Origin of the sequence: Ornithinimicrobium cerasi (assembly GCF_003702705.1) — a bacterium.
Classification (GTDB): Bacteria; Actinomycetota; Actinomycetes; order Actinomycetales; family Dermatophilaceae; genus Ornithinicoccus; species Ornithinicoccus cerasi.
Genome location: NZ_QZMN01000030.1, coordinates 1 through 9,068, shown reverse-complemented (window position 1 = coordinate 9,068; position 9,068 = coordinate 1). Strand labels below are relative to the sequence as shown.

Here is a 9,068-nt window from a genome sequence, read left to right as displayed (position 1 = left end):
ATCTTGCTCGGGAGGTACGCCACTTTCACGTCACCCCGCCGAGAGCCATCCACAGGTTCTGATCATTGCTCGGGATGATGTCCATGGCGCGGTTGTCGCGGATGAGCACACCGTCACCCTCACGGAGGTCTCGTGTCATCGTGGAGCGGATGACACCGTCGACCCTCGTCGAGAACTCGACGTCCCCGTCGTGTTCGCGGTCCCACAGGAAGTAGCTGACCCCACCCTTGATCTCGACTCCCGGGAAGCAGTCGAACAGCTTGGGGTTGTCCACGAGCACCCTCAGTCTACGGTCCGAGATCATCCGCTCGCGGAACGCGTCCACGCCCTTGCCCCCGGTAAACCACCTTGATGGGGTGATCATCAGCACGAAGCGCGGAGCCATGTCGATGGCTCGCTCGACGAAGTGGTGGTAGACCGTGGAGGCCGTGGCGCCGTGGCCTTCGGTCCCGACTTGATATGGCGGGTTCCCCACGATGACGTCGAATTTCATGTCTTCCATCTCCTCCGTGGGGTAGGCCCTGTGGATGAATGAGTAGGCGTAGTTCTCGCGGCCCTCACCGCGTTCCAGGTCGCGCGGTGCGCGGCAGATGTCACAGTTCGCTGCGGTTCCTGTCTTGCCGAACGTGTGCTTCGCCGGGACGAACGGCAGGTTGCCGTCCTCGTCGTCGAACTGCACAAAGCTGTACTCGCCGTTGGCCTTGCGCGAGCCGTACAAGGTCCGCCGCGACACGATCCCAGTCATCTGGGTGATAGACGTGCCGTAGAGCATGTTGCGGAAGATGTGCTCGCGACGCGTGCCGAAGTCCGGTTCCCAGTCCTCGAGCCCGAGGAGCAAGCGGGCGGCGATCTCCCTCAGGAAGATCCCGGACTTGCAGAACGGGTCGAGCCACCGCAGGGTCGGGTCCGACCAGACCTCGTTGGGGAGCAGGTCGAGCATCGCCCGAGCCAGCTTCGGCGGTGTCGGCACCTCGTCGTTGGACAGCTGGGCCAGGGTGTCGAGGATGTCGGGGACGTGCGAACCGCCGAGGTTGACCCGGGTCATGCTGACGCTCTCTTGCGCACGGGTTCCGGGTTGTCCGCCAGTAGCGAGTAGTGCACCGGGGCCTCGTCCTGCACGGGTTCGTCGTCCATGCTGAATAGGTCGACCGGGGCCGGCTCGGACTCTTGCAGAGGCGACCAGCGCCGCAGGAACGCGTTGCCGCGAGACGGCTGGTACTCGACAAGGATCAGCGTGGCTGCGTCGGTGAGCGTGTTGGCCCGGACAATGTTGGTCTCCAACACGTGGGTCACGGCCGCGTAGAAGCCGGTGCTGGCGTCCCTAGTGTTGAGCTGGGAGTGCAGGTGCCATTCCAAGACGTCGTGGAGGCGGCGTCGTGCTTGCTCTACGTTCTCCTGGTCGATGTCGATGCCGTACGTCGAGGTTAGGCACCGGAGGACCCGGAACTCGAACCGCTGGCCGCGTCCGTAGCGCTGGCTCGTTACTGTCACCAGCTTGCGGCGCAGGATTGCCTCGAGGAAGTTGCCGGACCCGCACGCCGGCTCGAGGAACCGGCGATCGTGGTTCGCAGGGTCGACCTCTGACGGGAACATGTCCGGAACGAGGTCCAGCATGGCGTTGACCTCGCGCTCGTGCGTGTAGACCTCGGCAAGGTCACGCACCCGTTGCTTCGACTTAATCTGGGCAAGCTGGACGGTCGGGGACGTGGCGACCACAACAGCGCTCCCGTTCACCACTGAGCTCATCTGGTTGCTCTCCTCTGCCCTGCCCGTTCAGACCGGTTCCGTCACTTGGAGGACAAGCCGCAACCGGAGGGTTTCCGTTCTAACCTAGCCGTCGGCACCGACAGGGGCTGACAGGAGCCGGGCGTCATCGGCAGGGGTCACATCCGGCCGCGTAGCTGACCGGCGTCGCTGACTGGTCGACGGAACCCATGCGTACGCCAGTTCGATTAGATTGTTCTCATGGCGGGTGGCATGTACGGGCGACGCGGCCCAGGGGGTGCCGCTCACGGACCGCGGCTCGGGCTTGCCATCCTCCCCACCGGCTCTCTCACTGCCCGCTGGGCCGACGGTGCGTTCACGGACGCGGCATGCGTGGGCGCGTCTGTGGCCGGGAGCGGCTGAGGTGGAGGCGTTGGTGGTCAGCTGGCAGAGCACCCCTGATGGGTGGGCGGCCTGGGTGGTGTGTGCGGTTGAGGAGGACCAGGTGGTGACTGTGCGGCTGCCCGCTTCGCACCTGCGGCCGGCCATCTGAGGGAACGTCTCTGCTTCGAGTGAGTCCCTGAGCCCGCCTGCGCCGCTTTAGGGGGTAGGGAGTCTGGCCCCGTTGCCGGACACCCCTGACCCAGGAGGTGGCCATGATCTGCGAGCCGTGCCGGCCCGTTCATACGCCGGCGGACTGCATCGACTCCAACGCGGGACGGGAGTACCCGTGGCGGCATTGCGTCTGCCAGCACCAACCCCGCCTCCAGATGAGCGTCTGCGACGTGGTCGAGGACGAGCCGGAGGGAGCGTCCGTGGATGAGTGAGAGCCAGAATCTCAGGCTCCAGCAGGATGGCCGGGCCGAAGGGTGGGGTCGGTCCTTGCATGCCCTGGCCGAGTCCCGACACGTCCTGGTAGGGGCGCGTGAAGGGGTCCAGGCGATGCAGGACGAGCTCGCTCGCGCGTCCCGGCTGCTGGAGGACGTCGACTGGGCGCAGCGCGGGGGCCAGTGGCCCCCGGCCCCGGACCGGCGGGCCTTGCTGCGCGCCTTCGCCGACCAGTGCGAGACCGCGGCCGCCCAAGGCGAGGACACACAGAAACGGCTAGCTTCCGCGCAGGGGTTTCTCACCGCAGGGCGACAGGGGGCCGAGGCGATCGACCCAAGGACCGAGCGGGAGCAGGAGGACCAGGCGCGTCTTCGGCATGTCGCGACGGGCTTGCACCGGTCGCTGGAGGAGGCACGGGTGGAGCTGGAGCGCACCCAGGCTGCCCTACTCAGGTCAGCTGCCGCGGCGCGGGAGTCCGCCCCGACCAAGGGGTCGGTAGAGACCGTTCACACCGACCTGCTGAACCGCACGCTGCGCGCGGCGTCCACGGAAGGGCACCGGGTTGATGAGGTGGTCTCCCGGGTGTCGAGCCAGACCAGCACCGTGCTGGGGGCGATCGATCCCGTGGGACAGGCAGCACGCGAACGGATAAGGGCCCACCGGGACCTGCCGGGTGGTGGAGCCGGTCCACCCGCGCCAGGGGTGTCGATCGATGAGAGGTGAGACCCAGGGGCCTCCTCGGCCGCTTTGGTAAGTAGGCGGGTTCACGTATGAGCCCGGTGCGAGAGAAGGGACAACTGCCATGACACAACCGAACACCTATGGGCTCGTCACCGCCGCCGAGGAGCTGCGCGAGGCCCAGGCGGCCACCGACAGGGTCGGCGACATGCTGGACCAGGCCACCGCGCAGCTCGATGACCTCCTGACCGACCCGGAGGTGACCGGTTCCCATGAGTGAGATCACCACAGACACCAGGAATGACCTCGCCGACACCCGGTGGATCCTGGCCGAGACCCACCGTGCCCTGCAGGATGCCCGCCAGCAGCTTCGGCAGATGGACAAGAACACGAATGACGCACGGTCCTGGCTGTCCCTGGTCGAGGGGGTCCAGCAGGACCGGGTCAAGAGCTTGGACCGTGAGAACCAGGGTGAGGCACTTCGCTCGTTCGCGGGAGCCTGCGAGGAGGCCGGCGAGGCCGGCCTGGGTGTGGACCGTCGGACCTCACGCGCGGTGGCCAACCTGAAGGCCGCGGTGGTGATGGTCGACGGTCTGCACCCGGGCAGCACCCGCGAGCAGATCGATACTGGCCGGCTGCGTCGCCAGCTCATCTCGCTGCAGGAAGACCTGGAGACGAGCCGACCGGTGATCCAGCGCGCCAGCGAACGGCTGGGGGCCGAAGCAGACCGCGCCCGCCAGTCTCTGCCGCGCCCCGGCCGGGACCGGACCGGGCCCGATCCCACCTTGGTCTCCGGTTCTCTCCTGGCCGCCTACTCAGACGGTCGGTACGTCGACCAGGAGCTCGACCGCGCGCAGGGCGTGGCCATCCAGGCGTCGCGGGACGTCGACGTCATCGCGCAGCCAGCCCGGGAACGGATGCGCACCCACCGAGAACCCTCCCGCGAGTCCACCCCCGGGCCATCGATGCAGCGATGACCGGCATGCCCCTCGTAGCCTCCCCGATTGCAGGGTCTCCACCTGACGGCCTGGTTGAACGACTGGAGGAACGACTGAACGGTCTGCACAATGCGGTGTCGACCTGCCAGGACGAGCTGGAACGCTGGGGAGCGCATGCCGTGCGGGAGCAGGTGGCCGCCCAGGTGGTCCTCGACCAGGCCGGCCTGTTGCGGCACCAGGTGCGCGACGCAGCCTCGGACGCCGCCCTGCTGCTGGCCCGGGTGCGCGATCTCGAGCAGCGTCCCGGCGAGGTGCGGATTGCCATCTCTCCGGTGACGCTGGCCGTGGCAACAGCGGCGTCCTCGCTGCACGCGACGGTGCATGCGATGAGCCCGGCGTCCTCCGGCCTGTGCCGCGGCGAGCAGTTCGCGGCGACGGTGGACACCTCCCTGGGCGCGTCACGGCGCTTCCTGCGCGTTGCCTGCAGCGCCCTTCTGGACGGGACGCGACTCCTGCGCACCACTCAGGGAGGGGAGGGCGGTCCCGCTTCGACCGGTGACCATCGACCACACCTGCGCCTGGTGACTGACACCGGCGCAAGCATCGAAGGAGATCCACGATGAAGACTCCCCCGACGGACCACCGCTCCGCTACGCCGCAAGAGCCGCGCTTGAGGCCCAGCGTGCCGCGCGGATGCAGGACGCCGCACGCGCCGAGGACCTCGAGAACGCCCGGCGGCTCCAGGAAGCGCAGGCGCACCGGGAGCACGAGGAGCTGGTCAGGGAGAGCGCCGGCCGAGAACGGCGTGACGCAGGGAACACCACTCTCAGCGGCCCGTCGTACTGAGCACGGCTCTCGCCATCGGCGGACCGTCTCCGACGATCGGGGGCCCGTGCTGCAGCTGCGGATGGCGCAGCCGCACCGCGCGGTCCCGGGTGTAGTCGTCGGTGAAGGTCGCCGTCAGCAGGTCGGCGTAGATCCCGGCCAGGTCGTGCCGCAGGAGGTACTGGTCACCGACCTGGGCGCGGGCGCGGTCCCAGGACCGGATGGAGGACCAGGTGGTGAGCACCACGGCCATGACGACGGTCGAGACGTACATGGCAGGGTCCTCGGTGGCTCCCAGCCAGATCCCCACGCCGGCGTGGATGACCAGGCACGCCACCATCACCCGGTGGCTCAGGAAGGTTGCAACGACGCCCCACATGATGGCGATCCACGTGATCCAGACCGTCCACGGGGCCAGCAGGACCATGATGGCCGGGTCGTGACGGGTCAGCCCGGAGCGCATCACCCCGACCTCGTGCGTGATCACCGCCGCCGCTTGCTGTGGTCGCAGCTGCCCTGACCAGAGCGCGTCGATCAAACCCCTGCTCACCACCACGGTGCGCCGACCGAGCGCGGTGACGCCCACCTGCTGGCCCGGACCGACCAGCAGCTCGAGCCGCTGCGGGGGGATGCCGTGTCGCAGCAGGACCTGGGCCACCGGCGCCAACGTGTGCCGCTGGTGGAGCCGGGGTGCGCGTGCGCGCAGGACGAGGCGGGCCAGCCATCTCTCGCCGAGTCCGGTGTCGGCGGCCGCGGCCAGCAGGAGCAGGACCACCAGCGTCAGGGCCGCGGGACCGTACCGCCCCAGGTGGCGGACGGAGTCGTACCAGCCCAGCGCCAGCTCACCGACGACCAACCACATCGGGGCACTCATGAGCATCGGCACGACCAGTGCGCGCGCCCGTGCCCGCCGCGCTCTGCCCAGTGTCATCGCGCCACCTCCCAAGTGACCCACTGCCGCTTTACCGCCAGCTGATTTCGAATCGGTGAGTCCCAGGCCTTTGGTCCCCCGCTTTAGGGGGCATGAACAGCAGCCTGCACGTCGACACCGACAAGGCGCAGGACTTGTCCACAGGCCGGCCCTTCCGGCCTCTCCTCCCCAGATGGGGCAGTACTGGGCTCGACCCGCTCCCCAACCACGTAGCCATGAACCGGACGCCGTCCGGAACGGTACAACCGAAGGAGATCGACCACATGAGCGACACGACACCCGAAGCCGCCCGGGTCCTGGTGCACATGCACCAGCTGCTGTGGCAGGCGGGCACCGAGGCCGATCGGCGGGCTCACCAGAGCCGCGACCTGGACACGGTGGCGCTGGCGAACAACCTGACGTATGCCCGCGACCAGGTGTTCCACCTGGTCCCGGAGTCTTACCGAGATGCGCTCCTGGATCGGCCAGGCGCCGCCGGAGCCGATCCCGTCGAACTGGCCCGTCGTGCGGAGGAGCTGAGCCGGACAGCACCGGTCCACCACTTTCCCCCCGGCATCGTGTCGGTCGTCGAGCTCCTCATCGAGACGGTCGGGGAGTTCTCATGAGCCGGCGACGCCAGCCCACGATCTACCCGCCCAGCGCCGGAGAGCTGATGGACCGTGCCAACGGCCTGGCCCGCGACCTGCTGTACGAGGCGCCCCATCGGGACGGGCGGGCGATGCTCCGGGCCTGGGGCGAGGTCGTCGAGGGAGCCAGAGAGCTGTGGCACCAGCTCCCGCAACGCTCGGACCTGCCCGGTAGCGGCAGGCAGGTCATCGATCAGCTCGAGAGGTCAGCCAGGACGCAGCACCGTTCGGCCGGTGGTGGGATCGATGTCGACCCCACCCTGCAGGAGATCGGCCAGATGCTCACCGAGGCTGCCGCGCTGATCACCCGCAGCGGCGTCATCGAGCGCCGCGAGCCGAACCGGTGGACCGACGCCCATCTTCGCGACTCCTTCGCCGCGCGCGTCAACGTCATGCACACCCTCTACGTCGCTTCCCACGCCGTCTCCGTAGGCCTTGCGCAGACCGCGGTGGAGGAGCAGGGAGACCCCCGTCTGCAGGTCCACCGGGTCACCGGTGAGGAGCTGCGCCACCAGGTCCTCGGCATCGAGCAGATCACCCATGGCTACCTCAACGGGCACTACCCGCATGCGCTGGACGGCCGGCACCGTGAGCCGGCGGACGACACCAGGATCCCCGGTGCCATAGCGGCCTGGGACGTCTACGCCCAACGGGCTTTGACCCGGGAACCCACGACCCACGCGATGACCCGGGTCGCCGGCGCGGCCTTCAAGGCATCCGTGCACGTGCACGCGCTGTGGCGGGCCGCCGTCGAGTCCGGGCAGGTAGACCCGCGGACGTTCGAGAATGAGATCAGTCCGGCCCTGGACACCATGATCGAGAGGTGGGGCGAGGCTCAGGAACACTTCCAGCAGCTCACGCACCCGCACGACTCGAGCCCTCTCGTGTTGAGCAAGGCAGGGTGGGAGCTGGTCGACTCGATGCGCGAGGTCACCGCGAACGCGCGCACGGCTGCCTCGGCCGAGGACATGAGGGGTCGTGTCGACGCGAAGTCCTTGGTGAGGTCCCTGCACCGGTTTCACGCCACCGTGGCCGGCGTGGCCAGCGTCTTCCACGAGGCAGCCCGTAACGCCCCTCTGCTCGTCGACGCCCGAGCAGCCAACAACATCGCGCGAGCCACCTCAGCGGACGACGGACCGGGATCACTTTCCACTCAGGACGCGACCGTCGCACCGCGCGACGCACTCCTGAAGCGGGCTATCCCGATCCCAGACGGCATCCGGAGTCGCGGGGAGGACGCCGGCCGGCAGGCCGCCCTGGCGTCGAGAGCGTCGCTGCGATCGACCTTGACGGCCAGCGACCGCAGGGAGGCCGCCACGTCCCTCCCCACCAGCTCGACGCGTCCCCCCAGTTCGGCGGGCAGGCTCGCCGCCGGTCAGAGGCACGAACACGCGAGCTCGGCAGCACGGCTAGAGAGCGAGAGAGACCTGCACCTGTCTCGATGACACGAGCCTGCTGTCGTTGCCGCCGGGGCTGAACCAGCCGAAAGAGTGGGCCACCATAAGCGCATGGCATCACGGGTAGGCGATCCTGATGGGTTCGGACACTTCGGCATCGTCGACAGTGACCCCGAGGGTTTGGTGTGCCACGAGTGCGGACGGCGGTTCGCGCACCTCGGCCTGCACGCCTGGCGGGGCCACGGGATGACGGCGGACCAGTACCGGGAGCGGCACGGGCTACCCCGCAAGGGGCTCGTCGCTGACACCACCCGAGAGGCGGTCCTGGCCAACGCGCGGCGGACGCTCGCGGACAAGCCCGCCTTCGTCGCCTCCCGTGACCCCGTCAGGGCCAGCCGGGCCCAGCGCAAAGGGGAAGGCGCTATCTCACCGGCCGGCCTCGAAGCCATTCGGGACACTGCCCGGCGACTCCGGGGCCTCAGACGGCACGGGATCGTGGTGGCCTGTGAATGGTGCGGGGTGCAGTTCTGCCCGCTGCTGGCGCCGGGGAAGAGGCGGTTCTGCACCAGGTCATGCGCCTCCCGGCACAACCGAGCCTCGCGGCCCGCCCGCCGCTCGCCGGGCTGACGTAAAGGGGCAACCCGGAGGTCAGCGAAGGTGGCTCTTGATGACGAGCACGTGGTGACCTACGACACCCGCAGAGCCGGGTGACGACGTCGGAACGCCCGCAAGGATCTTTGTGACGCTCGCCGAATGTGTGGCACTTGCGTCGTCTGACGCCCTGGCGGCGCACCCCGGAGCCGGAGGCTGCTGGAGATACGAGAACCCCCGGCGGGCCGGCCACCGGGGGTTCCTCACGTGCTCAGGACTTGTGGGCGGCTTCCCACTGGTCGACCAGGTCTTGGGGGAGTCTGCCGCGCTTGGGGTACTCGATACCCTGCGCGTCCAGCCACGACTTGATGTTCCTGGTCTGAGAGGGGTCACGACGGGTGGTGCTGCCGGGTCCGGACTGGCGACGTCCGCCGACGCGACGGCCGGCCTCGACGTACTTCTGGATCGTGTTCGCGAACTCGTCGGCCTCCTTCTGAGAGAGGTCGATTTCGTAGTCAGCGCCGAGGAAGCCGAACTTGACGGTCTGGCC

The 9,068-nt window shown here is 68.6% G+C and carries 12 protein-coding genes; 8 read left to right on the top strand and 4 right to left on the bottom strand.

The window, feature by feature from the left end:
- Positions 1–25: 25 nt before the first annotated feature.
- Together D4B81_RS17365 and D4B81_RS17360 are read right to left on the bottom strand one after the other, a co-directional pair.
- Complete coding sequence (locus D4B81_RS17365; RefSeq protein WP_122263927.1) at positions 26–1,045, bottom strand: Eco57I restriction-modification methylase domain-containing protein; 1,020 nt, start codon at positions 1,043–1,045, stop codon at positions 26–28.
- Complete coding sequence (locus D4B81_RS17360) at positions 1,042–1,746, bottom strand: hypothetical protein (protein WP_202613755.1); 705 nt, start codon at positions 1,744–1,746, stop codon at positions 1,042–1,044. Before D4B81_RS17360 ends, D4B81_RS17365 begins: the two co-directional genes overlap by 4 nt.
- Positions 1,747–2,646: 900 nt before the next feature.
- Between D4B81_RS17360 and D4B81_RS17355 the strand changes: the two genes are divergently transcribed.
- The 5 genes from D4B81_RS17355 to D4B81_RS18340 all read left to right on the top strand — a co-directional run bounded on the left by D4B81_RS17355 (position 2,647) and on the right by D4B81_RS18340 (position 4,994).
- Complete coding sequence (locus tag D4B81_RS17355) at positions 2,647–3,255, top strand: hypothetical protein (RefSeq protein WP_161965280.1); 609 nt, start codon at positions 2,647–2,649, stop codon at positions 3,253–3,255.
- A 79-nt stretch (positions 3,256–3,334) separates the two neighbouring features.
- On the top strand, positions 3,335–3,490 hold the full coding sequence (locus tag D4B81_RS18345; protein WP_161965279.1) for a hypothetical protein: 156 nt from the start codon (positions 3,335–3,337) through the stop codon (positions 3,488–3,490).
- Entirely contained in the window at positions 3,483–4,187 is a 705-nt protein-coding gene (locus D4B81_RS17350) for a hypothetical protein (RefSeq protein WP_122263925.1), read from the top strand. The genes D4B81_RS18345 and D4B81_RS17350 overlap by 8 nt, the downstream gene beginning before the upstream one ends.
- Positions 4,184–4,771: a hypothetical protein gene (locus D4B81_RS17345; RefSeq protein ID WP_161965278.1), complete on the top strand. Its 588-nt coding sequence runs from the start codon at positions 4,184–4,186 to the stop codon at positions 4,769–4,771. The genes D4B81_RS17350 and D4B81_RS17345 overlap by 4 nt, the downstream gene beginning before the upstream one ends.
- A gap of 70 nt (positions 4,772–4,841) precedes the next feature.
- Positions 4,842–4,994, top strand: coding sequence for a hypothetical protein (locus D4B81_RS18340; protein ID WP_161965277.1), 153 nt, complete (start codon positions 4,842–4,844; stop codon positions 4,992–4,994).
- On the opposite strand, the gene D4B81_RS17340 is transcribed toward D4B81_RS18340, so the two are convergent.
- Positions 4,975–5,904 carry a M48 family metalloprotease gene (locus D4B81_RS17340; protein ID WP_161965276.1) on the bottom strand — a complete coding sequence of 310 codons (930 nt, stop codon included), beginning with the start codon at positions 5,902–5,904 and terminating at the stop codon, positions 4,975–4,977. The genes D4B81_RS18340 and D4B81_RS17340 overlap by 20 nt on opposite strands.
- 263 nt (positions 5,905–6,167) lie before the next feature.
- Between D4B81_RS17340 and D4B81_RS17335 the strand changes: the two genes are divergently transcribed.
- The 3 genes from D4B81_RS17335 (at position 6,168) to D4B81_RS19395 (ending at position 8,554) form a co-directional block, all read left to right on the top strand.
- Entirely contained in the window at positions 6,168–6,509 is a 342-nt protein-coding gene (locus D4B81_RS17335) for a hypothetical protein (RefSeq protein WP_161965275.1), read from the top strand.
- Positions 6,506–7,975: a hypothetical protein gene (locus tag D4B81_RS17330; protein WP_122263921.1), complete on the top strand. Its 1,470-nt coding sequence runs from the start codon at positions 6,506–6,508 to the stop codon at positions 7,973–7,975. Before D4B81_RS17335 ends, D4B81_RS17330 begins: the two co-directional genes overlap by 4 nt.
- Before the next feature lie 63 nt (positions 7,976–8,038).
- On the top strand, positions 8,039–8,554 hold the full coding sequence (locus D4B81_RS19395) for a MucR family transcriptional regulator (protein ID WP_122263920.1): 516 nt from the start codon (positions 8,039–8,041) through the stop codon (positions 8,552–8,554).
- Between the two features lie 235 nt (positions 8,555–8,789).
- On the opposite strand, the gene D4B81_RS17320 is transcribed toward D4B81_RS19395, so the two are convergent.
- A partial coding sequence (locus D4B81_RS17320; protein WP_161965274.1) for a histone-like nucleoid-structuring protein Lsr2 occupies positions 8,790–9,068 on the bottom strand: 279 nt, incomplete at its 5' end.